Origin of the sequence: Caballeronia sp. SL2Y3 (assembly GCF_022879575.1) — a bacterium.
Taxonomy (GTDB): Bacteria; Pseudomonadota; Gammaproteobacteria; order Burkholderiales; family Burkholderiaceae; genus Caballeronia.
Genome location: NZ_CP084260.1, coordinates 1,049,366 through 1,072,293 on the forward strand (window position 1 = coordinate 1,049,366; position 22,928 = coordinate 1,072,293).

Here is a 22,928-nt window from a genome sequence, read left to right on the forward strand (position 1 = left end):
GAGAGACGTCATGGATATCCGAAACCAGTTGTATATCGGCGGTGAGTGGCAGGACGGGCAGGGCGCGTCGTTCGCGTCGCGCAATCCAGCAAGCGATGAAACCGTGTGGCAAGGCGCGAGCGCATCCGCCGACGACGTGGATCGCGCGGTGTCCTCGGCGCGGCGCGCGTTCGCGTCGTGGTCGGCCGTGAGCTTCGATGAGCGCGTCGCGGTCGCGAAGCGTTTCGCGTCGCTGCTGAACGAAAACAAGGAATCGCTCGCGCACGCCATCGGCCGCGAAACCGGCAAGCCGCTGTGGGAAGCGCGCACCGAAGTGGCGTCGATGGCCGCGAAGGTCGATATTTCCGTGCAGGCGTATCACGAACGCACCGGCGAAAAGCGCGCGCCGATGGCCGATGGCGTTGCCGTGCTGCGGCACCGGCCGCACGGCGTGGTCGCCGTGTTCGGGCCGTACAACTTTCCCGGGCACTTGCCGAACGGCCATATCGTGCCGGCGCTGATCGCGGGCAATGCGGTCGTGTTCAAGCCTTCGGAACTCGCGCCGGGCGTCGCGGCGGCGACCGTCGCGCTGTGGATCGAGGCGGGGCTGCCTGCGGGCGTGCTCAACCTCGTGCAAGGCGAAAAGGACACGGGCATCGCGCTCGCCAACCATCGGCAGATCGACGGGCTGTTCTTCACCGGCAGCTCGGATACCGGCACGCTGTTGCATCGCCAGTTCGGCGGGCGGCCGGAAATCGTGCTGGCGCTGGAAATGGGCGGCAACAATCCGCTCGTCGTCGCGCCGGTCGCGGATATCGACGCAGCCGTGCATCACACGATTCAATCGGCGTTTCTTTCGGCCGGTCAGCGTTGCACGTGCGCGCGCCGTCTTTTCGTCCCGGACGATGCGTTCGGCGAGCGTTTCCTGCAACGCTTCGCGGAAGTGAGCGCGGGCATCCGCATCGGCGCGTACGACGACGAGCCGCAGCCCTTCATGGGCGCGGTCATCTCGGCGCGGGCGGCGGCGCGGCTCGTCGCGGCGCAAACGCAATTGATCGAAGCCGGCGCACAGCCCTTGCTTACGATGCAGCAGCGCGCGGCGAATCTCGGTTTCGTCACGCCCGCGATTCTGGACGTGACCGATGCCCGCGACGTTCCCGACGAAGAGCACTTCGGCCCGATCGTGCAACTCACGCGCTACAAGACTTTCGATGAAGCCATCGAGCGCGCGAACGACACGGCTTTCGGCCTCTCCGCCGGCCTCCTCGCCGACGACGAGACCGCGTGGCGGCACTTCCAGCGCACGATTCGCGCGGGCATCGTCAACTGGAACCGGCCGACCAACGGCGCGTCGTCGGCGGCGCCCTTCGGCGGCGTGGGGCGCTCGGGCAACCATCGGCCGAGCGCGTATTACGCGGCGGACTACTGCTCGTATCCGATGGCATCCGTGGAAAGCGCGCAATTGCAGATGCCCGCGAGCGTATCGCCGGGTCTCACGTTCTAAGCACCGGAATCCGACATGCAGGCACAGCAAGCCAATCAGACCCACGAAGCTCGCGCGGCGAGCGAAGCGAATTTCGACGGGCTCGTCGGGCCGACGCACAATTATGCGGGGCTGTCGTTCGGCAACGTGGCGTCGCGCAATAACGAGAAGTCGGTCGCCAATCCGAAGGCCGCGGCGAAGCAGGGCTTGCGCAAGATGAAGCGGCTCGCGGACCTGGGCTTTCATCAGGGCGTGCTGCCGCCGCTCGAACGTCCGTCGATCCGGCTGTTGAGAAGTCTCGGCTTCACCGGAACGGATGCCGCCGTGATCGAGCGCGCCGCCGTTGATGCGCCCGAACTGCTCGCGGCCGCGAGTTCGGCCTCCGCGATGTGGACCGCCAACGCGGCGACCGTGAGCCCTTCGGCCGATACCGCCGATGGCCGCGTCCACTTCACGCCCGCGAATCTGGCGGCGAAGCTGCATCGCGCGATCGAGCATGGCGAAACGCGCCGCTCGCTTGCCGCTATCTTCGCCGACGAAGCGCGCTTTCGCATTCATCATGCGTTGCCGGGCACGCCCGCGCTCGGCGATGAAGGCGCGGCCAATCACACGCGTTTCGCGCGGGAATACGGCGAGAAGGGCGTCGAGTTCTTCGTATATGGCCGCAGCGAATACGGCGAGGGGCCGCAGCCGCAGCGCTTTCCGGCGCGGCAGACGCTGGAGGCGAGCCGCGCGGTGGCGCGCCTGCACGGACTCTCGGACGCATCGACCGTGTTCGCGCAGCAATCGCCCGATGTGATCGACGCCGGCGTGTTCCACAACGACGTCATCGCGGTCGGCAATCGCACGACGCTGTTCTGCCACGAGCGCGCGTTCGTGGATCAGCAGAAGGTCTACGACGAACTCGCCGCGAAGCTCGCGCAACACGGCGCGGCGTTCACGGCGCTCGAAGTGCCGCAGAGCGAAGTGAGCGTGGCGGATGCGGTGTCGTCATATCTGTTCAATAGCCAGCTGCTGTCGCGCTCGGACGGCACGCAAGTGCTCGTCGTGCCGCAGGAGTGCCGCGAGAACGAGCGCGTGGCGGCGTATCTGGATTCGCTCGCCAATCGCGCGACGCCTATCGACGAAGTGCTCGTCTTCGATCTGCGCGAAAGCATGAAAAACGGCGGCGGCCCGGCGTGCCTGCGGCTGCGCGTCGTGCTCAACGTTGCCGAGCGCGCGGCGGTGAACCCGGGCGTGTGGATGAACGACGCGCTCTTTGCGCGCCTCGACGCGTGGATCGACACGCATTATCGCGATCGCCTCGCGCCCGCCGATCTTGCCGATCCGCAACTGCTGGATCAATCGCGCAGGGCGCTCGACGAACTGACGACGCTTCTCGGACTGGGCGCGATCTATGACTTCCAGCACTGAGCATCTCGACGACTTTCTCGCGTTCTGTCTCTCGGGCGAAGAGCCTGCGACGCGGTCCGGCACGGCGGCATCCGGCGTGCGCTGGACGTGGCAGGGCGAAGGCGTCTTGCTGCTGGAACCCGCCGCGCAAGCCGCGACGCATAGCGTGATCGCGTCTGCCGGCATTCACGGCGACGAAACCGCGCCGATCGAAATGCTGTCGCGCCTTGTTGCCGATATCGCGAGCGGGAAAGCTGCGCTTGGAGGCCGCGTGCTGGTGATCCTCGGCAATATCGGCGCGATGCGAGCGGGCGTGCGCTATGCCGACGACGACCTCAATCGCCTGTTCAGCGGCCGTCACGCGAACTTGCCTTCGAGCGCGGAAGCGCCGCGCGCAGCCGAGCTCGAACGCGCGGCGCGCGGCTTCTTCGAGGGCGTCGCGCATCCGAAGTGGCATATCGACATGCATACGGCCATTCGCGCGTCGGTCTTCGAGCAGTTCGCGCTCTTGCCGTACACCGGCGCGCCGCTTTCCCGCGCGATGTTCGACTGGCTGCGGGATGCGCGTCTGCAAGCGGTGCTGCTGCATCGGGAGAAGGGCAACACGTTCACGCATTTCACCGCCGAGCAGTGTGGCGCGCTCGCCTGCACGCTCGAACTGGGCAAGGTGCGGCCCTTCGGTCAGAACGATCTCGCGCGCTTCGCGGCATCGGATGCGGCTTTGCGGCGGCTCGTCGCGGGCAGCGCGCCGGTCGAAGAGGCGCCGCTGCGCGTATTCACCGTCGTCGCGCAAATCGACAAGCAGAGCGAAGCATTCGTGCTGAACGTCGCGGCCGATGTGCCGAATTTCACGGCGTTTCCGGCAGGCGCGGAGCTCGCCCGCGACGGCGATTACACCTATCGCGTGGCGCACGACGAAGAGCGCATCGTGTTTCCGAATCCCAAGGTGAAGCCCGGTCTGCGCGCGGGTCTGATGGTCGTCGATACCACCGACGCGACGCTCGCATCGCTCGAATAATCCTGCCTCCTTGCGCCCGGACTTGCATGGGCGCGACATCCGCTTGCCAGTTTTCGTTTCCGCTTTTGCTGCACACGCCGCGCGCCGCCGCGCGGGTGCGGCTTCGGACGCGCGATACAATCGCGGCCCTGTCCATGATGCGGCGCATCAAAAGCGCGCGCCTCGTTTGAGCGTTTTTATTGACGCCGCGATTCTGCAATGGTCGGCGTTGTGCCGCATCGGACGACAGATCACGAAACACACTGGAAGGAGATGGCAGTAGATGAAATCGCAATGGATCAACCGCAAATTCGCCGCGCTCGCCGTGCTCGGCGCCATGACCGCCGCGGGCGCCGCGTCGCTTAATGCGCACGCCGCCGATAACATGAAGGAACTGCGCTTCGGCGTGGAGGCGTCGTACGCGCCGTTCGAATCGAAGACGCCGACGGGCGAGCTGACGGGCTTCGATATCGACATCGGCAACGCGGTCTGCGCGAAGCTCAAGATGAAGTGCGTGTGGGTCGAGAACTCGTTCGACGGGCTGATTCCGGCCCTGGAGGCGCGCAAGTTCGACGGCATCAATTCGGACATGACGATCACCGACAAGCGCAAGCTCGCGATCGACTTCACCGATCCCATCTACACGATTCCGAACCAGCTGATCGCGAAGAAGGGCAGCGCGATTCTCCCGACGGTCGACGGCCTGAAGGGCAAGCGCGTCGGCGTGCTGCAGGGCTCGATTCAGGAGACCTACGCGAAGGCGAAGTGGGCGCCCGCGGGCATCGATGTGGAGTCCTATCAGGCGCAGGACCAGATTTACGCGGATCTCGCGTCGGGGCGTCTGGATGCGGCGTTTCAGGATGCCGAGGCGGCGTCGAAGGGCTTTCTGAAGCAGCCGCAGGGCGCGGGCTTCGCGTTCGCGGGTCCGGCGGTGAGCGACGACAAGCTGCTCGGCTCGGGCGTGGGCTTCGGCGTGCGCAAGAGCGACCGCGCCCTGAAGGACGCGCTCAACCGCGCGCTGAAGGAGCTGAAGGACGACGGCTCCATCGACCGGCTTGCCGCGAAGTACTTCGATGTGAAGGTGGTGTTGAAGTAAGGGCGTGAGGGTGGTGCGAAGCCCGCTTCCGGTCGTGGCCGGGGCGGGCTTTTTTGCGTCGATATCACGAGCACATGCAGACGACCGACAGATAGTCCGCCAGTTCTTCGCGGTCGATCTTTCCTTCGGCGACTTCGACCATCACTTCGACGAGATCGTCTTCGATATCCACGGTTGATGCGAGGTCGTATCCCTGCACGCTCAAATACGTCAGTGCGCAAACCAGTGCTGTACGTTTGTTTCCATCGTTGAAGACGTGGCCTCTTGCAATAGCCACGGCATACATGGCCGCGATCCCGAAGGTATCGTCCAGTCCGGCGTAGTGCGCGTGATTTTCAACGCGAGCCAGAACCGCCTCCACGCCGCCCGGGCCTGCCTGCGCGAAGCCGGAAAGGCCGCCTTCATGCTCCAGGATGTCATCATGCACCGCGATGACGTACTGCGCATCGAGCAGCATTAGCGTTTGGCGAGCGCCTTGATCGCGACGTTGTGCGTTCGAATCACCTTCCGCACGGCTTGCATGACACGTTCGCGCGCTTCAGGCGTCGACATGTCGATACTTCTGTCCGCGCGCGGTGCAATCTTGACGCGCGGCGGGATCTCGTCGGCCAGCAATCGACCTATTCGTTTCGGTGCCATTTCTATGTGACTCGCGTTCATCCGGATACGCCGAAGCTATCACATCGACGGCGCAATCACCACCGTGCACGTCGTCCCCGCCGCGAGCATGACGCCTTGCGGCACCTCGTCGATTCTCACGCGCACCGGCACGCGCTGCGCGAGCCGCACCCAGTTGAACGTCGGGTTCACGTCGGCGAGCAGTTCGCGGCTTTGCGGATTGTCGCGATCATAAATGCCGCGCGAAATGCTCTCCACATGTCCCGTCAGCTCGCCGCCGCTCATCAGGCGAATCTGCGCGCGGTCGCCCACGCGCACGTGCGGCAGCTTCGTTTCCTCGAAGTAGCCGTAGACCCAGAACGAATGACTATCGACGATGGCGAGCTTCGCCGCGCCCGCCGTCGCGTAGTCGCCGCGATACACGTTCAGGTTCGTCACGTAGCCGTCCACCGGCGAATAGACCTTCGTCCGCTCCAGATTGAGCTTCGCCGCATCCAGCGCCGCCTGTGCCTGCTGAAGCTGCGCCGCCGCCGTCGATGCCGTCTGCATCGCGTTTTCCTGCGCTTCCTTGGAGACGACGAGGCTGTCCATGTCCGCGCGCCGCGCCGCGTCGGAGCGCCGCATGCGCAGTTCGGCGGCGCGCGCCGCGACGTTCGCCTCGGCCTGCTCGACCGCGATCCGGTAATGCGACGGATCGATCTCCATCAGCAGATCGCCTTTCTTCACGAACTGGTTGTCGCGCACGGGCATCTGCACGACCGCGCCCGACACGTCCGGCGCGACGTTGACGACATCGGCGCGCACGCGGCCATCGCGCGTCCACGGCGCATCCATGTAATGCACCCACAGCATGCGGCCGATGACGAGCGCGGCCGCGAAGATGACGATCGTCATGACGAAGCCGATGATTTTCCTGAGAACCATGATGCAACTCTTGTGAACGTGTAAGAACGTGTGTGAACGTGTGTGAGCGAATGACTGCTTTCAGCGATACACCGCGAGCCCGAGCGCGCCGCAGATGCAGACGAGCAGGCTCGCGCGAAACAGCGCCGGATGCCAGACCACGCGATAGATGCCGGTCAGCGCGAGCGCGCGGTCGATCACCCATGTGATCAGCGCGCCCGCAACGAACAGAAGCAAGAGCGTCGGCACATAGGCTTCGAGAATCGCGGTGTCACGCGGCATGGGGCGCTCCTTCGGGTGAATCGGAATCGGGCGTGGCGAAAGGCGACTCGGGATCGAGCAGCGCGGTGCGAATGAAATGCAGATGACTCGCGATGCGTTGCAACCGATGCCGCTCTTCGCGCGGACGCTCCGACGCCGCGATGAGACGCTGCACTTCGGCGATGGCGGTTTCCGCGCAGCGCAGCGCGGCATCGAAGCGCGCCGTATTCGGGCGATCGAAGAGACGCGCGACGGCATCGAGCGTGGCGTCGATCGCGCGCCGCCACGGCTGAGAAGCTGCATACTCCGGCGCGTCGGACAGCGCGGCGATCTCGCGCCGCAAGTCGATGACCGCGCGGCCGACCTCCAGTACCGCAAAGAGCCAACGCAGCGCCTCGCGTTGCAGCGCGGGCCGGCCAGCGGCGAGCGCGTCGATCTGCGAAAGCACGTCGCGGGTGCGGCTCTCGAAGCGCGTCGCCACGTTCGTCAGACGGCCGCGCCGCGCAAGCACGACTTCGCGGCGCAGGTCGGCAAGCAACAGACGCCGCAGCCACGGCGCATCGGTCGGCAGGATGATCGCGAACGCGACGGCGGAGACGATCATCGACAGCACGAGCGCGATGCCGTCGTTCATAAAGCCGGTGGGATCGTAGTGAACGAGGTTGTCCGGACCCGCGAGAAAGCAGAAGAAGATGCAATAGCCGATGCCCACGCCCGCCACCGGACGCCGAGTGCTGAGGAATGCGCCGAGCAAGAGGGCGGGCACGAGCGCGACGCACATCAGCACGAAGCCGTCCATGTGCGGGAACACGCCGAACATGACGATCATGCCGACCACCGCAGCGAGCGCCGTGCCGATGGCCATTTGCGCCGACATGAGCGTTGGGCGCGGCGACGACGACGCGAGCGCGCAAACGGCCGCCGCGTTCAGCACCATCGTGCCGCCGCTCGGCCACGCAGTGGCGATCCAGAACGCGCTGAGCACGAACATCACGATGGCGCCGCGCACGCCGGAGATCGCGGCGGCGGCGAGGTTGGTCTTCGGCACGTAGCGCGCGGTCCAGCGTTCGCGTTCATGCGACGGCGCAGCCAGCGACGCGTACGTTTCCGCGTACGCCAGCATGTCGTCGACGAAGCGGTAGAGCAGTTCCGTCGCGGTGTCGAATTCCAGCGGCGCAAAGGCCGCGTCGCTCGCGATCGTCTCGCGCGCCGCGCGCACGCGCTTCGGCAGCGCAGCCTTGAACTCGCGCAATCGCGCGGCGGCGTGGGCGGCTTCGGCGGCATTGCGCACGGGCTCGCCTGCGTCGAGCAAGAGCGGCGGGACTTCGTGGATGAACGGCGTCAGCGCCGCGATGGTCGTCGCGGACGCGCTGTCGCGCAGTCGGTTCATCAACTGATGCAGCGCGTGAAAGCGCGTCGAGGCGGTCATGAATTCGCTATTGAGGCGCGCGAGCCGTCCGCCGCGCCGCCGCGATTCCGGATGCTCGAACACGGCGACACTGCGCGCCGCCTCGAAGCCGACGACATCCGCGACGAAGCCGAGATTCGCCCGCTCGATCTGCGCGCGCTCCATGTCGCCGGACATCGCGCGGCATACGTAATCGACGAACTGCGCGAAGCGGCGGCGCACCGTCGCGCGAATCTGCTCGCCCGCGTGCTGCGGAAAAACGAGCGCGCTGACCGTGCCCGCGCAGACGATGCCGAGCGTGACTTCGCCCACGCGCGTGAGCGCCGACAAGTAAGCGCCATCCGGATGCTGCGCGGCCGGAATGCCGATCAGCGCCGCCGTGTAACCCGCGAGCACGAAGCCGTACGAGCGGAAATTGCGGTTGCGCGCCGCGCCCGCCGTGCAGACGCCGAACCACAGCGCCGTCGCCGACAGAAAGAGCACCGGCTGCTGCGCGAAAACGGCGATCAGCGCGAGCATCACGACGAGACCGACCATCGTGCCGCAGAAACGATAGAAGCTCTTCGCGAGCACCATGCCGCTTTGCGGCTGCATCACGACGAAGACCGTGGTCATCGCGGTGCGCGGCTGCTGCATGTCGAGGCGCATCGCGATCCAGAGCGCGAGCAGCGCCGCGAGCACCGCCTTGAAGATGTAGACCCACGCGAGGCCATCGGTGCGCGCCCAGTCGGCGAGCGCGTCCATCGCGGATTGATGCGCGGATTGATGCGCGGGTTTGGCAGTTAAGGACGACATGCGCGTTCCCTCTACTTCTCGCCGGCCACGCGAGCGAGCGGCCCGATATGCTTCGACGGCGCGAGCTTCGCTGCGTCCGGTCCGTTCGCGGGATCGTCGATGCCGCCGCCGAGCGCGGCCGTGAGCGTCGCGTAGGCGGCAAGCCGCTGCGCCCGCACGCGCGCTTCGCCGTCCTCTGCGCGCAGCAGTTGCGACTGCGCGATCAGCACGTTGACGTAATCGGTCAGGCCGCGCCTGTAGCCTTCGTTGGCGAGGTCGTAGTTCTTGCGCGCGGCGGCGACCGAGCGGCCCGACGTTTCGAGCTGCGTGTCGAGCGACTGCACGCGCACGACCTGATCGGCGATGTCCTTGAGCGCCGCGACGAGCGTCGCGTTGTAGTGGTCGACCGCCTGATCGTATTGCGCCGACGCCGCGCCGAGTTGCGCGCGCAGCCGTCCGCCTTCGAAGATCGGCAGCGAGAGCGCCGGGCCGAACGCGTAGCCGGTCGCCTGGCTCGTCAGGAAGCTCAACAGCGCGCCGCCCGCGAACATCTGCGTGAGTGACGCCGCCAGATTGATGTTCGGGTAGAACTGCGCCTTCGCGACGTCGATGCCGCGCGCCTGTGCCGCGACCATCCAGCGCGCCGCGACGATATCCGGCCGATGCCCGATGAGTTCCGCGGGCAACGAAGAGGGCAGCGGCAGCGGCGTCGCGAGCGATAGCGCCGGGCGCGTGAGCGCTTCGCCCGCGCCGGGGCCTCCGCCCGCGAGCGCGGCCAGTTGATGACGCGCGAGCTGGATCGCTTCCTTGTACAGATCGATCTGGCGTTCGTACTCGGGCAGCGGCGCTTCGGCCTGACTCACTTCGAGCTGCGTGCCGATCCCGCCTTTCAGCCGCCGCCGCGCCAGTTCGGCAATGCGCGCCTGCTGGTCGTACGTTTGCTGCGCGATGTCGAGCAGCGCGAACGACTGCGAAAAGCCGACGTAGGCGCGCACGACGTTCGTTTGGAGTTCGAGTTGCGCGGCCCGCGCATCGGCGGCCCGCACGTGGGCGACATCGAGCGCGCGCTCGGCGGCGTGCTCGTCGCGGCCCCACAGGTCGAGATCGTAGGAGAGGGTGAGACCGGCCGTGTTGTCCCAGGTCGTGGCGTCCGCGAAAGGCCCGGGCCCGTAGAACGCGTTGTCCGGCCATTTCTTGCGGGTGACGCTCATGCTGCCGTCCACATGTGGAAACAGCGCCGAGCGCGCGATGCCCGCCTGTTCGCGCGCCTCGCGCACGCGCGCCGCGGCCATCGCTAGCGTCGGATTGCCGGCCGTCGCGCGGGCGATCCATGCGTCGAGCTGCGGGTCGCGGTAGGCGCGCCACCATTGCGCATCGGGCCAGGCGGCGTCGGCATCGGCGGCGCGGGTGGTCGCTTCGATCGCGTGGCCGGCATCGAGCGCCGAAGCGTCCTTCAGCGAGTCCTGCGGCGCGATGTCGCCCGTGCTTGCGCAGCCCGCCATCGTGAGTATTGTTGTAAGCAGCGCGGCGCAGCTAGCGCGTCTGAACCCCCGGCCTTGCACGTTCCGCTCCTCAATCGCAAAAGAATCGACCAAGCGGTGATTATATTTTTGCAACGATCCGCGAATAACCGGCGCTATCGCAAAGAATTCTTGCAGATCGTGAGAGAATGCGGAGTCCTAGCCCATGCAACAATGCGAGGGCAGTCGCTCAGGTCTGAGGAGACGACAGGACAGTTCAGGGTCGAAGAACGCTATGGACACGCTCCAAAACATGCGCGTATTCGTGCGCGTGGTCGAGGCAGGCAGCTTCACCGCCGCCGCGCAACATCTGAATACGACGACCGCTTACGCGTCGCGGGCGGTGTCGGATCTGGAGGCGCATCTGCGCACGCGCCTTCTGAATCGCACGACGCGCCGCATCGCGTTGACCGAAGCGGGCGAGCGTTATCTTCAACGCTGCGAGCAGATTCTGGCGTATGTCGATCAGGCCGAAGCCGAGGCGAGCGACGCGCACGCCCGTCCGGCCGGCCGTCTGAAAGTGCATTCGATGACGAGCTTCGGCCAGCATTACGTCGTGCCGATGATCTCGCGCTACCAGGAGCGGCATCCGTCCGTGCAGGTCGATCTGACGCTCGCGCAGCGCATGCCGGACCTGCTCGACGAAGGCTACGACGTGTCGCTCGTGCTCGCCTCCGAGTTGCCGGACTCGGGCCTCGTATCCGCGCGGCTCGGCACGGTGTTCAGCATCGCGTGCGCATCGCCGGCGTATATCGAAAAGCACGGCGCGCCGCACACCTTGGCCGATCTGGCGCACCACACCTGTCTGCATCTGATCACGCCGGTGTTTCCGCCCGGCCGATGGGTCTTCGACGGACCGAACGGGCAGGAGACCGTGACGCTCGGGCCGTCCACGTTCACGGTGAACGTCGCCGAAGCGATGGTCGTCGCGATTCGCGAGAACATGGGAATCGGCGTGCTGCCGACGTCCTCCGCGCTGCCCGCGCTGCGCGCAGGGACGCTCGTGCGGGTGCTGCCGCAATACACGATGCAGGAGCTGCGGGTCTACGCGCTGTATCCGTCGCGCCAGTATCTGGACGCGAAGATCCGCACATGGGTCGAGTTCTTGCGCGAGGCGTTGCCCGCAACGCTCGCAGCCGACGAGGAGTCGCTCAAAGAGTTCGTCGCGACCTGATGCGCCCGCTCGAGTCTTTCGTTACCGAATAAAGCGCGGTGCAACACTTGCTTACGCCCGTTTCGTCCGCAGCTTGGTAACGTCTGGACTCGTCTGGACTCCCCTCAACGCAACTTTTCCGGGAAAACGTCGAATGAGCACGCCTTTGTTGTTCGCCCTTGCCGCGCTACTGGTGCTGGTCGCCGTGCCTGCCTCGCGCGACCTCTTTCAGGCAATGCGCGCCCAGTCCGAGCGTGAGGCCAAGCGGCGCCTCGTGCCGGTGCGGATCGACGACGATCGTGACCGCTATCGTCGCTAAGCGGCTTCTAAGGGCTCGATGAGGCGCGGTTCGTCGTTGACCGTGCGATTGACGTCGCTCGTCACGCGATGCCAGACGAAGTGCGCGGCAGGCACGCCATCGCTTTTCACGAGCGCTTGAAGATCGGCGGGCGTGGCCGTCGCGTCCAGCCAGCGCCGGGCCGCAGAGGGCGAAAAGACGAGCGGACGGCGGTCGTGCACATCGACCAGACCCTCGTCTGCCTTCGACGTCACGATCACGAAGCCCGCGCCCGGCGTCGCGGCGTCTTCATCGCGCACGATGCTCGTGAGCGCCGCGAGAAACATCGGCTCGCCGTCCGCGCGGCGAATGTAATACGGCTGCTTGAACGGCTTGCCCGCGCGATCGCCCGGGCGCGGTTCCACGCGCCATTCGAACCAGCCGTCCGCCGGCACGAGGATGCGCGCGTTGCGCCACAAGTCCCGGAAATACGCACTCGTCGATGCCGTCTCGACGCGCGCGTTGATCGTCTGCGGCAGTTTCTTCTCTCGGGCCCACGGCGGGCAGTAGCCCCAATGGACCGCGCGAATGGTCTCGTCGGGATAGACCGCGAGCGGATGCGTGCCGGGCGACAGGTTATAGCCGGGGCGGCGGTCGGCGGCGTCCACGAGTACGAACGGGTTCTTCAGATGCAGGCGCTCGGCATAGTGCATCGGCAGTCGGTACTGGCTGATTCGGCCGCACATGGCGTTCCTCCACTTCGGCGTCAGATCTCGACGACCTTGTCCCACGCGAATTCCGGGTTCTCCCAGCGCTGCGTGCGCTTGTCGAAGTAGCCGCGCGGATTGCACACGACGCGCGTGCCGTTCACGGTGTAGTCGAACGCCGTATGCGTGTGGCCGTGAATCCAGAGCGCGACCGGTTCTCGGGCGAGTGCCGGCAAGTGATTGATGAAGCCCGCCGACACGATGTCTTCTGCATAGCGCGGCGCGAGGCTTTCGCGCAGCGGCGCGTGATGCGTGACCACGATGGTCTGCCCCGCGAACGGCTTCGCCAGCTCGCTTTCGAGCCACGCGCGCGCCTGTACGTGCAGCGCGAGCGAATCGTCCGGCGTGAAGGCATGCGGTTCGCCGTCGGGTTCGGGCCAGGCGAGCTGGATCAGGCCGCGATAGTCCAGCATCACCTTCGCGCACGCTTCCTTCGCTTTCTCAATCTCATCCGCGCCCGACCCGAACAAGGCGAAGTCGGTCCAGAGCGTCGTGCCGAGCACGCGCCACGCGCCTCTGCGATCGACGAGTGCGGCGTTGTTCAGATAGTGCACGTTGTCGACGCTGCGCGCGGCGTCGTGCATCGCGGCTTCCATCGCGCCGAACTCGCCGTCGTAGTACTCGTGATTGCCGGGCACATAGACGATGGGCACGCCGCTGTCGAAGTTCTCCGCTGCCCAGCGCAAGCCTTCCGCGTGGTTGTGAATGTCGCCCGCGAGCACGACGAGATCGGCGTCGGCATAGGGAATGGCGAGCGGCTCGTCGCATTCCAGATGCAGGTCCGAGAGCACACGAATCTTCATGCGGTCCTCTCCTTGCCGGCTTCGGCGTTCCAGCGCACGACCTTGCCGGGGTTCATCAGATTCTCGGGATCGAGCGCGGCCTTGATGGTTTGCATCAGCCGCACTTCGACCGGCGATTTCAGGCGCATGGCTTCGTCCACCTTCAGTTGCCCGAGCCCGTGCTCCGCGCTGACGCTCCCTCGATGCTTGTGTACCTGCTCGTACACGAGCGCGTTGACCGGCGTCTGGTACTCGACGAGGAACGCCTTCTGATCGACGCCTTCCGGAGCCTGAACGTTGTAGTGCAGATTGCCGTCGCCCAGATGCCCGAACGTGACCATGCGCGCGCCCGGCACGGCTTTCGCGATGATCGCATCCGTTTCGTCGATAAAGCGGCCGATGCTCGAAATGGGCACGGCGATGTCATGCTTGATGTTGAGCCCTTCCTGCGCCTGCGCGAGCGGAATGTGCTCACGCAAGTCCCAGAATGCCTGCGACTGCGCGAGGTTCTCGGCCACCACCGCGTCCTCGACGATGCCTTGTTCGATGGCTTGCTCCATCAGGCGTTCGAAGAGCGCGCGGGCGTGTTCGTCGCTTTCGCTATCGGACAGCTCCAGGAGCACGGTCTGCGCGTGCGGCTCGCCGAACGGATAACGCAGTTGCGGGAAATGGCGTCCGACGAGGCGCATCGAAAAGTCGGACATCAGTTCGAAGCCGGTCAGAAGCGGGCCGGCGTGCTGCTGCGCCATGGCGAGAAAGTCGAGCGCGGCATGAGGGGAGGCCAGCCCGGCCAGCGCCGTGACCTTGGCGACGGGCGCGGGATGCAGCTTCATCACGGCCGCCGTGATGATGCCGAGCGTGCCTTCCGCGCCGATGTAGAGATCGCGCAGATCGTAGCCGGTGTTGTCCTTGCGCAGTCCGCGCAGGCCGTCCCAGATTTCGCCTTGCGGCGTCACCACTTCGAGACCGAGGCACAACTCGCGTGTGTTGCCGTAGCGCAGCACGCCGGTGCCGCCCGCGTTCGTCGACAGATTGCCGCCGATCGTGCAACTGCCTTCCGCCGCGAGGCTCAGCGGGAAGAGACGCTGCGCGCTTTCGGCGCGCGCCTGAATCTCGGCGAGCACGACGCCCGCTTCGACGGTGATCGTATTGTTGTGCGGGTCCACGCCGCGAATGCGGTTCAGCCGCTTCAGGCTGATGATGGCTTGCGCGCCGCTTGCATCCGGCGTCGCGCCGCCCGCGAGTCCCGTGTTGCCGCCTTGCGGCACGATTGCCACGCGATGCTCGCGCGCGAGCCGCACGACGCCGGCGACCTGTTCGGTGTCGGCGGGCAGCAGCACGGCGCAGGCGTTGCCGCGATAGCGCTTGCGCCAGTCAACGCGATACGGCTCGGTGTCGTGGTCATCGGTGAGGACGTGCGACGCGCCGATCAGTTGAACGCAGGCGTCGATGAAAGTTGCGGCAGAAGCGGTCATGGGCGAAGGGAAGTGCTGAGATTAAGCGACAGTATCACGCAGGCGGCCGATTGGCGAAGCATCGGCCGAATGGCATAGGCACGCGCGCCCCATGCGCCTGTGGCCGTATTTCGTGCTACAAAGCTTCTCAGCGCAAGCACGAAGCGGCACGACAGCGGTCATCGCTGGCGTTTGTACGCACGCGCGGCGCGCTTGAATGGCGCGACATAGGCGATTGCGCAAACGAAGAATGCGAGCGCAAGCAACGCTTCGAGCCAGGCGAGCCGCGCGGACAAGCCCGTGTCGCTCATGCCGCGCACGATGCCTTCGGCGAGATACAGCAGCACGAGCATGCACGACCATTGCAGCGTGTAGACGTTGCGTTTCGCGACGCCCGGCAGCGCGCATGCGAGCGGCAGCGCCTTCAGCGCAAGCACCCACGCGCCGGGGCGCAGCGGGGCGAGCCACAACTCCCAGAGCAGTGTGAGCGCGATGAGCGCGGCGAGGCTCGTGGTGGCGCCGAGTGCGAACGCGCCGTGGTTTCGGGATTCGTCGACGGAAGGCGCGCGCATGGCCGGCTCAGTTCGCCTGCGCGCCGCGAACGAGGTCGCGCGCCGCGCGGGCAAGACGCGCGCCAAGTGCGACGGCGAGCGCTTTCTCGTCGGCGGAGATGCCTTGCCGGCCGGCCTCGTCGCCGGTGCGCGCGTGATGCGATGCGCCGTACGGCGTGCCGCCGGTTTGCGTCGTCGTCAGCCGGGACTCGGTGTACGGAATGCCGACGATCATCATGCCGTGGTGCAGAAGCGGCAGCATCATCGAAAGCAGCGTGGTTTCCTGGCCGCCGTGGAGACTGCCGGTCGATGTGAAGACGCTCGCGGGCTTGCCGGCGAGCGCGCCGGAGAGCCATTGCGGCGTGGTGCCGTCGAGGAAGTATTTGAGCGGCGCGGCCATGTTGCCGAAGCGCGTCGGCGAGCCGAGCGCGAGGCCCGCGCATTCTTCGAGGTCGCGCAACTCCGCGTAGGGCGGGCCGTCTGCCGGAATGTCGGGTTGCGTCGCTTCGCAGACGGTGGAAACGGGCGGCACCGTACGCACGCGGGCTTGTATGCCGGGAACGCTGTCGACGCCCTGCGCGATCGCGAGCGCAAGCTCGCGCGTCGCGCCGTGGCGGCTGTAGTAAAGCACGAGGATGTCGTTCATATGAGCTTTTTGGTGAACGGCTATTATAGGGATTGGGTCGGCGTGCGTGGGGCGAGGCGGTCAGCGGGCTGGCTGTTCGTGAACCGCGGCGACCCCATGCAATGCACAGGAGAAAACGTTTGCAGCGTCCTTCAATCGATCTCGCAGCAGTCAAGCGCCTCGCCGGTTTCGTCGCGCGGCGTATCGGCGAGGATCGCGTCGCACAAGTCGCGGGCAGTCTCACGTTCACGAGCGTGCTGTCGCTCGTGCCGCTCGCCACTGTCGCTTTCGCTTTGTTTACGGCGTTTCCCATCTTCGGGTCTTTCCAGGCTTCGTTGCAGGATTTCCTCGCGGATCACCTCATGCCCGCGCAGATCAACAGCCAGATCCTCGGATACCTGAACGAGTTCGCGTCGAAGGCCAAAGGGCTCACGACCGTCGGGATGATCATCCTTCTGGTCACGTCCGTGATGACGATGATGACGGTCGAATCCGCATTCAACGTCATCTGGCGCGTGAAGAAGGCGCGTCCGCTCGCGCAGCGCGTGCTGGTCTACTGGTCGATCATCACGCTCGGCCCGATTCTCTTTGGCTGCAGCCTGTCGATTTCGTCCTATGTCTTCGCGCATTCGGTTGCGTACGCGGGCTCGCATAATCTGATGCCGCCCGTCGTCGAATGGCTGCTCACCGGCGTTTCGCTGCCGCTCACGGTGTTCGGCTTCACGATCACCTACGTCTACATGCCGAACTGCAAGGTCGAGTGGCGCGATGCGGTCGTGGGCGGGCTGATCGCCGCCGTCGCGTTCGAGATCGGCAAGCGCGGCTTCGGGCTCTACGTGCGCAGCATCCCCACTTATACCGCCGTGTATGGCGCGTTCGCCTCGCTGCCCGTGTTTCTGCTGTGGGTGTATCTCTGCTGGATGATCGCGCTCGTCGGCGCGATGCTGACTTCGGCGCTGCCCGCCATCCGCATCGGGCAGTATCACCGGCGCGCGTTTCCGGGCAGCGACCTGCTGGACGCGCTCGAAATTCTTGCCCGGCTCGTCGAGGCGCGCGAGGAGGGCAAGCCCGGCTATACCGCGCTCGAATTGTCGAAGTTGGTGCGCTGCGATCTCGATACGTCCACGCGCATCATCGCGCGGCTCGACACGCTCGGTTGGATCGGCAGGCTGGAGGACGCGCGCATGCCGCGCTACGTGATGATCGCGAATCCGAACCAGATCACGCTTACCATGCTGTTTCAGGAATTTGTCGTCGACCGCGAAGAACTGGACTACCAGTTGCGTCTGGATGCCACTCAGATCGAGCGCGATGCGCTCATCAACGCGCTGCAGAACGAAAAACTCGAAGCGACGCTGGGCTCGCTGATCGCGGTGCGCGCGAAGGAACTGCCGAATGCGCCGGTGCGCGAGACGCCGCGTTCGCCGATGCCCCAACAAACGGCATAACGCGGCTTAAAGCGAAATCCGGCCGATGCAGATGTCCTTGAACATGACCCAGTCGCCCATCAGGCTATAGAGCGGATGGCGAAAGGTGGCCGGGCGGTTCTTTTCGAAGAAGAAGTGTCCGATCCACGCGAAGCCGTAGCCGCAGACGACGGCCGCCGGAAGCCAGAGCCAGTCGCCGGTGGCGAGCGCCATCGCGAGGCAGCCGATCACACCCAGCGAGCCGATGAAATGCAGCCTGCGCGAGATCAGGTTGCGGTGCTCTTCGAGGTAATACGGATAGAACTCGGCGAAGCTCGCGAAGTGCTCCCCGTGTGCCGTGTGCGCCATGATGGCCTCCGTGTCGATGAGCCGCTGCTGGGCGGATATCCGATTCATCAGCAGGATCCATTCTGCGACCGGCGGCCCCAAGCGCGCAAGCCGCGCTTCACTGGCCTTCGGCACACTCCAGCGCGAACGCGATTAGCGCATCGAGGACGGCGTCCGGCTGTTCAGTCATCAGCGCGTGGCCGCCGTCCAGTTCGACCGTGCGCACCCGGCCGCCCGCCTTGCGCAATGCATCGACGAGCGAGCGCGCGGCGCGCGGCGGCGTCATCACATCGCGCTTGCCGTAGAGCACCGTGACGGGACAGCGCACGGACGCGGCGCGGTCGAGCGCCTCCGTGTAAGCGTTGCAGGCGCTGAAGTCCGTGTGAAAAAGCTGCCCCTCGCCCAATGCGCTCACGCGCTCCATCAGCCGCTGATTCATGCCTTGCAGCCAGAAGCCGGGTGCGGGACTCGAAGGCTTCGCCGCAATGGTCGAATGCGACCACTGGTTGACCATGCTTATCGCCTGCGGCTCGCGCTCGCGGGCGGCGTCGAGCAGGGCGTCGGAAACCGTCATCGGGGCGGCTGTCGCGATCAGCGCGAGACCGGCGGCGCGGTCGGGATAGCGCGCGGCGGCGTCGAGCGCGATCAGCGAGCCCATGCTGTGGCCGACGAGCATGGCCCGGCGCACGCCTGCGGCGTCGAGCACGCCGATGACCCAGTCCGCGAGCCCGGCGATGTCGTGCCGCGCGGGACCGTCGCTGCGGCCGTGGCCGGGCAGGTCGAGCGCCAGCACGCCGAAGCCGTGATGCGCGAAGTAGCGCGTCTGCAACGCCCACACGCTATGGTCGTGCTGCGCGCCGTGAATGAAGACGACGGCGGGGCGCGCCGCGTCGAAAAGCTTGCCGCCGGTGTAGGCGTAGGCGCGGCGGCCGTCAAGATCGAGCATCATGCGCGGCTCCCGAGCGGCGTCGCGTTCGCGCCGTCACCGCTCTCGGCGGCCTTTTGCGCAGCCTTCAGCCCGCGTTTGAGGTCATCGATCAGATCGTCAGGATCTTCCAGCCCGATCGAAAGGCGAATCCGTCCCGGCCCGATGCCCGCGGCGGCGAGCGCGGCCGCGTCCATGCGGAAATGCGTCGTGGAGGCCGGATGAATGACGAGCGAGCGCGCGTCGCCGACGTTCGCCAGATGCGAGAAGAGCGTCAGCGATTCGATGAACGCGCGCGCTGCCGGCACGCCGCCGCGCACATCGAAGCTGAAGACGGCGCCCGCGCCGCGCGGCAGCAGGCGCTTGGCGAGGGCATGATCGCGATGCGTCGGCAGTTCGGGATAGGCCACGCCTTCGACCGCCGGCGTACTCAGCAGGAACTCGATGACCTTGCGCGTATTCGCGACATGCCGGTCCATGCGCAACGGCAACGTTTCGATGCCTTGAAGCAGTTGCCACGCGGCCTGCGGATGCAGACACGCGCCGAAGTCGCGCAGGCCCTCGCGCCGGGCGCGCAGCAGGAACGGAGCGACCGTGCTTTCCTCGGCGAAGACCATGCCGTGAAAGCCTTCGTAAGGCTCGGTGAATTCGGGGAAACGGCCGCTCGCGGCGAAGTCGAAGGTGCCGCCATCCACCAGCACGCCGCCGATGGTGGTGCCGTGGCCGCCGAGAAACTTCGTCGCGGAGTGATAGACGAGATCCGCCCCGTGCTCGAACGGGCGCAGGAGGTAGGGCGTCGTGAACGTCGAATCGACGAGCAGCGGCGCGCCGTGCGCGTGCGCAATCTCCGCGACGCCTGCGATATCGAGCACGTCCAGCCCCGGATTGCCGAGCGTCTCGCCGAAGAACAGGCGCGTGTTCGGCCGGGCGGCGGCGCGCCACGCGTCGAGATCGTGCGGCGCCACGAACGTGGTTTCGATACCGAAGCGCCGCAGCGTGTAATGCAGCAGATTATGCGAGCCGCCATACAGCGCGGCGGACGCGACGATATGCGAGCCCGCGCCCATCAACGTGGCGATCGCCAGATGCAGCGCCGCCTGCCCGCTCGCCGTGCCGATGGCGCCGACGCCGTTCTCCAGCGCCGCGACACGCTCCTCGAAGACGGCGACCGTCGGATTCGAGATGCGCGAATAGACGTGCCCCGAGCGTTCCATGTTGAACAGCGCGGCGGCGTGGTCGGTGTCGCGAAACGAGAACGACGTGGTCTGATAGATGGGCGTCGCGCGTGCGCCGGTGGCGGGATCGGGAGCGGCGCCCGCGTGCAGCGCGAGCGTATCGAAGCGGTTGGCGGGCATCGTCGGCGGCCGGCGCGGCGTGCGTCCGGCGAAAATGTCGGTCGGCCATCCTATCATCGCGGCGGCGCGCGCAAACCTAGGGCGAACGCCTGCGGCCGGGCCGCGAAGCCTTATCCGAAAGGCTAACGCGGGCGCCGTTCGCTTTCCTTTTGCGGGCCTTTCCGATAGCATCGACCCATGGTTTCACAAACGCTTAGGCATCTGAACAGGCATTTCGCAAGGAGAAAGTCATGCGAGTCAGCGATATTCTGAAGGTGAAGGGCAACGCGCTATTCACCGTTACGCCCGATACGCCGCTCTCCGACGCGATCAACGTGATGGCGGCGCACGACATCGGCTCGCTGGTCGTCATGGAATACGGCGATCTGGTGGGCATGCTGACTTTCCGCGAAATCATCCTGACGCTGCGCGAGAACGGCGGCGGCGTCGGCACCACGACCATCCGCAAGGTCATGGACGACCATCCGCTCACCTGCACGCCGGAAACCGACGTGAACGAAATCCGCCGCATGATGCTGGAGCATCACGTGCGCTATCTGCCGGTCATGGAGAATCGCGCGCTGATGGGCGTCATCTCGTTCTACGACGTGGCGAAGGCCGTGGTCGAGGAGCAGGGTTTCGAGAATCGCATGTTGAAGGCGTATATCCGCGACTGGCCGGAAGAGCAGGGCCAGCAGGAGCAGCAGAACGTTCGCTGACGTCAGGGCTTGATGCCGCGCGTCGTCGTCGCGCGGCTGCCTGCACTGACCGAAATCGCCATACAGAAGTCGAGCCGGAACATCGCAGCGCGCCGAAGGGCGCGTTTTTTTTCGCCCGGCGTTTGAGCACACAAAGACACAGTTTGACCGACAACCCATGAGTGACAACCCGTTGAACGCAAAGAACGACGCAGGCCCGCGTGCTTCCCGCAACTCGCCCGCAGCAGGCGAGAGCCAGTTCCGTCTGCTGCGCGAGCGCCGCTTCGCACCGTTCTTCTGGACGCAGTTTCTCGGGGCCATGAACGACAACGTCTTCAAGGTCGGCTTCACTTCGCTCGTGACGTTTCAGGCGGCGCGCTTCTCCGGCGTGGATCCGAAGACCGCGGCGTTTCTGATCTCCGCCATCTTCATCGTGCCGTTCGTGCTGTTTTCGGCGACTTCCGGACAGATCGCCGACAAGTACGACAAAGCCGTGCTCGCGCGTCTCGTGAAGAGCTTCGAGATCGTCGTGATGCTGATCGGCGGCGCCGGATTCCTGCTGCACAGCGCGCCGCTGCTGTACGTCTGCACCTTCCTGATGGGCGTTCATTCCACCGTCTTTGGTCCCGTGAAGTACGCTTATCTGCCGCAGCATCTGAAAGGCACCGAACTCGTCGGCGGCAACGGCCTCGTCGAAATGGGCACGTTTGTCGCCATTCTCATCGGCACGATCATCGGCGGGGCGGCGGCGGGCGCGGCGGAGCACGGCGCGCTGTGGCTCGCTGCGGCGTGCCTCGCGTTCGCGATCGTCGGGCGCGTCGTGTTGGGCTCCGTGCCGAAGTCGGAGGCGTCTCAGCGCGATCTGCGCATCAACTGGAATCCGGTGTCCGAGACTTGGCGCAACCTGAAACTCGCCCGGTCGGACCGAACCGTGTTTCTGAGTCTGCTCGGCATTTCGTGGCTGTGGTTCGTCGGCGCGACGTTTCTCACGTCCTTCTTCAATTTCGCGAAAGACGTGCTGTCCGCGAATCCCGATGTGGTGACCATTCTGCTAGCCACCTTTTCGCTGGGCATCGGCACCGGGTCGCTGCTCTGCGAGCGGCTCTCGAAACACCGCGTCGAAATAGGGCTGGTGCCGCTCGGGTCCATCGGCATCAGCGTGTTTGCGATCGACCTGTTCTTCGCGAGTCACCGCATCGCGCCGGCTTCGCATCTGCTCAACGTCAGCGAATTTCTGCTCGTGTCGCGGCACTGGCGCATTCTCGCGGACCTGTTTCTGCTCGCGATGTTCGGCGGCTTCTACAGCGTGCCGCTCTACGCGCTCATTCAGGCGCGCAGCCAGCCGACGCACCGCGCGCGCATCATCGCCGCGAACAACATTCTCAATTCGTTCTTCATGATCGTCTCGGCGCTCATGGCGCTCGCGCTCACGTCGATGGGCGTGGGCATTCCCGGTCTCTTTCTCGTGACGGCGCTGCTGAACGTGCTCGTCGCCGTCTATATCTACTCGCTCGTGCCCGAGTTTCTGCTGCGATTCATCGCGTGGATGCTCGTGCACACGTTCTATCGCATTCGCCTGGTGGATGCCGCGCGCATTCCGTCGCACGGCGCGGCGGTGCTCGTGTGCAATCACGTGAGTTACGTGGATGCGGTCGTCATCATGGCTGAGAGTCCGCGCCCGATCCGCTTCGTGATGGATCACCGCATCTTTCGCACGCCGTTCGTCGGCTGGCTGTTCCGTCATGTGAAGGCGATCCCGATCGCGCCCGCGCACGAAGACGCGGAATTGCTCGAACGCGCGTATCAGTCATGCCAGCGCGCGCTCGAAGACGGCGATCTGATCTGCATCTTCCCCGAGGGGAAACTCACGCGTACCGGGGAAATGAACCCGTTCAGGCACGGTATCTCGGAGATTTTGCGGCGGCATCCCGCGCCCGTCGTGCCGATGGCGCTGCGCGGACTGTGGGGCAGCGTCTTCTCGCGCGATCAGAACGCGCAGTGGCCGCGTCCCATTCGGCGAGGCGTGATGACGCGCCTTACGCTAGCGGTGGGCGAGCCGATCGCCCCGGAAGATGCGACCCCGCAGCACTTGCAGGACCGCGTGACGGCGCTGCGAGGCGCGCGGCGATAGCGGTGGACGCTGGACGGCGCTGGCATAATAGCGGTCTCCCCCGACA

At 65.9% G+C, this 22,928-nt stretch carries 22 protein-coding genes; 9 read left to right on the forward strand and 13 right to left on the reverse strand.

What is annotated here, in order from left to right; genetic code table 11:
* The first annotated feature begins 10 nt into the window (after positions 1 to 10).
* The 4 genes from astD (at position 11) to LDZ26_RS04930 (ending at position 4,947) form a co-directional block, all read left to right on the forward strand.
* The gene (gene astD / locus LDZ26_RS04915; protein ID WP_244848416.1) at positions 11 to 1,483 is read left to right on the forward strand and encodes a succinylglutamate-semialdehyde dehydrogenase; all 1,473 of its coding nucleotides are present in this window, start codon (positions 11 to 13) and stop codon (positions 1,481 to 1,483) included.
* A 15-nt stretch (positions 1,484 to 1,498) separates the two neighbouring features.
* Positions 1,499 to 2,875, forward strand: a complete 1,377-nt coding sequence (gene astB, locus LDZ26_RS04920; protein ID WP_244848418.1) for an N-succinylarginine dihydrolase — start codon at positions 1,499 to 1,501, stop codon at positions 2,873 to 2,875.
* Complete coding sequence (astE, locus tag LDZ26_RS04925; RefSeq protein WP_244848419.1) at positions 2,859 to 3,872, forward strand: succinylglutamate desuccinylase; 1,014 nt, start codon at positions 2,859 to 2,861, stop codon at positions 3,870 to 3,872. The genes astB and astE overlap by 17 nt, the downstream gene beginning before the upstream one ends.
* 262 nt (positions 3,873 to 4,134) lie before the next feature.
* On the forward strand, positions 4,135 to 4,947 hold the full coding sequence (locus LDZ26_RS04930) for an ABC transporter substrate-binding protein (protein ID WP_244848420.1): 813 nt from the start codon (positions 4,135 to 4,137) through the stop codon (positions 4,945 to 4,947).
* Positions 4,948 to 5,011: 64 nt separating this feature from the next.
* On the opposite strand, the gene LDZ26_RS04935 is transcribed toward LDZ26_RS04930, so the two are convergent.
* The 5 genes from LDZ26_RS04935 to LDZ26_RS04955 all read right to left on the reverse strand — a co-directional run bounded on the left by LDZ26_RS04935 (position 5,012) and on the right by LDZ26_RS04955 (position 10,413).
* Complete coding sequence (locus tag LDZ26_RS04935) at positions 5,012 to 5,404, reverse strand: type II toxin-antitoxin system death-on-curing family toxin (RefSeq protein ID WP_244848422.1); 393 nt, start codon at positions 5,402 to 5,404, stop codon at positions 5,012 to 5,014.
* 221 nt (positions 5,405 to 5,625) lie between these two features.
* Positions 5,626 to 6,489 carry an HlyD family secretion protein gene (locus LDZ26_RS04940; RefSeq protein WP_244848423.1) on the reverse strand — a complete coding sequence of 288 codons (864 nt, stop codon included), beginning with the start codon at positions 6,487 to 6,489 and terminating at the stop codon, positions 5,626 to 5,628.
* Between the two features lie 60 nt (positions 6,490 to 6,549).
* The gene (locus tag LDZ26_RS04945; RefSeq protein WP_206467971.1) at positions 6,550 to 6,750 is read right to left on the reverse strand and encodes a DUF1656 domain-containing protein; all 201 of its coding nucleotides are present in this window, start codon (positions 6,748 to 6,750) and stop codon (positions 6,550 to 6,552) included.
* On the reverse strand, positions 6,740 to 8,932 hold the full coding sequence (locus LDZ26_RS04950; RefSeq protein ID WP_244848424.1) for an FUSC family protein: 2,193 nt from the start codon (positions 8,930 to 8,932) through the stop codon (positions 6,740 to 6,742). Before LDZ26_RS04950 ends, LDZ26_RS04945 begins: the two co-directional genes overlap by 11 nt.
* A gap of 11 nt (positions 8,933 to 8,943) precedes the next feature.
* The gene (locus tag LDZ26_RS04955) at positions 8,944 to 10,413 is read right to left on the reverse strand and encodes an efflux transporter outer membrane subunit (protein ID WP_244848425.1); all 1,470 of its coding nucleotides are present in this window, start codon (positions 10,411 to 10,413) and stop codon (positions 8,944 to 8,946) included.
* A 253-nt stretch (positions 10,414 to 10,666) separates the two neighbouring features.
* Here LDZ26_RS04955 and LDZ26_RS04960 point away from each other — a divergent pair, with 253 nt between their 5' ends.
* Both LDZ26_RS04960 and LDZ26_RS04965 read left to right on the forward strand, forming a co-directional pair.
* Positions 10,667 to 11,605, forward strand: coding sequence for a LysR family transcriptional regulator (locus LDZ26_RS04960; RefSeq protein WP_175940054.1), 939 nt, complete (start codon positions 10,667 to 10,669; stop codon positions 11,603 to 11,605).
* A gap of 133 nt (positions 11,606 to 11,738) precedes the next feature.
* The gene (locus LDZ26_RS04965; protein WP_175940055.1) at positions 11,739 to 11,903 is read left to right on the forward strand and encodes a hypothetical protein; all 165 of its coding nucleotides are present in this window, start codon (positions 11,739 to 11,741) and stop codon (positions 11,901 to 11,903) included.
* Here the strand turns inward: LDZ26_RS04965 and LDZ26_RS04970 are convergent.
* The 5 genes from LDZ26_RS04970 to wrbA all read right to left on the reverse strand — a co-directional run bounded on the left by LDZ26_RS04970 (position 11,900) and on the right by wrbA (position 16,061).
* Positions 11,900 to 12,607: an SOS response-associated peptidase gene (locus LDZ26_RS04970; RefSeq protein WP_244848426.1), complete on the reverse strand. Its 708-nt coding sequence runs from the start codon at positions 12,605 to 12,607 to the stop codon at positions 11,900 to 11,902. The genes LDZ26_RS04965 and LDZ26_RS04970 overlap by 4 nt on opposite strands.
* 20 nt (positions 12,608 to 12,627) lie before the next feature.
* Entirely contained in the window at positions 12,628 to 13,431 is an 804-nt protein-coding gene (locus LDZ26_RS04975; protein WP_244848428.1) for a metallophosphoesterase, read from the reverse strand.
* Positions 13,428 to 14,885, reverse strand: coding sequence for an FAD-binding oxidoreductase (locus tag LDZ26_RS04980; protein WP_244848429.1), 1,458 nt, complete (start codon positions 14,883 to 14,885; stop codon positions 13,428 to 13,430). Before LDZ26_RS04980 ends, LDZ26_RS04975 begins: the two co-directional genes overlap by 4 nt.
* 158 nt (positions 14,886 to 15,043) lie before the next feature.
* On the reverse strand, positions 15,044 to 15,436 hold the full coding sequence (locus LDZ26_RS04985) for a DUF2069 domain-containing protein (RefSeq protein WP_244848430.1): 393 nt from the start codon (positions 15,434 to 15,436) through the stop codon (positions 15,044 to 15,046).
* Between the two features lie 7 nt (positions 15,437 to 15,443).
* Positions 15,444 to 16,061 carry an NAD(P)H:quinone oxidoreductase gene (gene wrbA / locus LDZ26_RS04990; protein WP_244848431.1) on the reverse strand — a complete coding sequence of 206 codons (618 nt, stop codon included), beginning with the start codon at positions 16,059 to 16,061 and terminating at the stop codon, positions 15,444 to 15,446.
* A gap of 119 nt (positions 16,062 to 16,180) precedes the next feature.
* Here wrbA and LDZ26_RS04995 point away from each other — a divergent pair, with 119 nt between their 5' ends.
* Positions 16,181 to 17,488: a YihY family inner membrane protein gene (locus tag LDZ26_RS04995; protein WP_370650650.1), complete on the forward strand. Its 1,308-nt coding sequence runs from the start codon at positions 16,181 to 16,183 to the stop codon at positions 17,486 to 17,488.
* A gap of 6 nt (positions 17,489 to 17,494) precedes the next feature.
* Here the strand turns inward: LDZ26_RS04995 and LDZ26_RS05000 are convergent, their stop codons facing one another.
* The 3 genes from LDZ26_RS05000 to LDZ26_RS05010 all read right to left on the reverse strand — a co-directional run bounded on the left by LDZ26_RS05000 (position 17,495) and on the right by LDZ26_RS05010 (position 20,074).
* On the reverse strand, positions 17,495 to 17,815 hold the full coding sequence (locus LDZ26_RS05000; RefSeq protein WP_175940062.1) for an Mpo1-like protein: 321 nt from the start codon (positions 17,813 to 17,815) through the stop codon (positions 17,495 to 17,497).
* Positions 17,816 to 17,912: 97 nt separating this feature from the next.
* Entirely contained in the window at positions 17,913 to 18,743 is an 831-nt protein-coding gene (locus LDZ26_RS05005; RefSeq protein WP_244848433.1) for an alpha/beta fold hydrolase, read from the reverse strand.
* A complete protein-coding gene (locus tag LDZ26_RS05010; protein WP_244848434.1) occupies positions 18,740 to 20,074 on the reverse strand; it encodes an O-acetylhomoserine aminocarboxypropyltransferase in 1,335 nt (444 codons plus the stop codon). The genes LDZ26_RS05005 and LDZ26_RS05010 overlap by 4 nt, the downstream gene beginning before the upstream one ends.
* 230 nt (positions 20,075 to 20,304) lie before the next feature.
* Between LDZ26_RS05010 and LDZ26_RS05015 the strand changes: the two genes are divergently transcribed.
* Both LDZ26_RS05015 and LDZ26_RS05020 read left to right on the forward strand, forming a co-directional pair.
* Positions 20,305 to 20,772, forward strand: coding sequence for a CBS domain-containing protein (locus LDZ26_RS05015; protein ID WP_175940065.1), 468 nt, complete (start codon positions 20,305 to 20,307; stop codon positions 20,770 to 20,772).
* Between the two features lie 157 nt (positions 20,773 to 20,929).
* Positions 20,930 to 22,882 (forward strand): MFS transporter, encoded by a 1,953-nt coding sequence (locus tag LDZ26_RS05020; RefSeq protein WP_244848436.1) that lies wholly within the window; start codon positions 20,930 to 20,932, stop codon positions 22,880 to 22,882.
* The last annotated feature ends 46 nt before the right edge of the window (positions 22,883 to 22,928 follow it).